This is a genomic window from Mesorhizobium sp. M1365 (assembly GCF_040317865.1).
GTDB lineage: Bacteria > Pseudomonadota > Alphaproteobacteria > Rhizobiales > Rhizobiaceae > Mesorhizobium.
Genome location: NZ_JAMYLG010000116.1, coordinates 1 through 703 on the forward strand (window position 1 = coordinate 1; position 703 = coordinate 703).

The 703-nt window shown below is 63.6% G+C and carries 1 protein-coding gene; it reads right to left on the minus strand.

From position 1 onward, the window contains the following. Positions 1 to 667, minus strand: a 667-nt coding sequence (locus NKH04_RS33135; RefSeq protein WP_353045615.1) for a transposase, incomplete at its 3' end; no start/stop codon positions are given. Positions 668 to 703: the final 36 nt, after the last annotated feature.

Consider the following 703-nt stretch of genomic DNA (forward strand, 5'->3'; position numbering starts at 1 on the left):
AATAGTTCGTGCAATAGGCATAGACGGCTGGGCCACCCCAAGCGGCAGTCCAGCGCGCGGCGGGATCAACAGGGGAGACGAACTTGGGCTCCACCGGCGTGGCGGCCCCGAAGGCGGCGTCATCCAGAGTGGCGAGATACTCAGCCACGGCCCGCTTGGCTTTGGGATTGAGGTCCTCGGCCGTTTCGATCCCGCGCTGACGATGGGCGTCGGCGACGATCATGCTGGCATCGACCGCAAAGCCTTCGCCGCCGACGAGCCCTTCAGCTATGCAGCGCCGGACGACGGTCTCGAACAGTTCGCGCAGCAGGTCGGCATCGCGGAAGCGGCCGTGGCGGGTCTTGGAGAAGGTTGAGTGGTCAGGCACATCACCCTCGAGGCCAAGCCGGCAGAACCACCGATAGGCCAGGTTCAGATGTACCTCCTCGCACAGCCGGCGCTCCGAGCGGATGCCGAAGCAATAGCCGACGATCAGCATGCGGATCAGCAGCTCAGGGTCGATCGAGGGACGGCCGATCGGGCTGTAGAAGGGCGCCAGATGCTGGCGGATGGCGGACAGGTCGACGAAGTGGTCGATCGCTCTGAGCAGGTGATCCGCCGGCACATGCCGCTCCAGGCTGAAGCCGTAGAACAGCTCCTCCTGCATCACACTTTGCTCGCCCATCATCGACTCAATCTCCTCTTACGACGAAGATTGAATCAG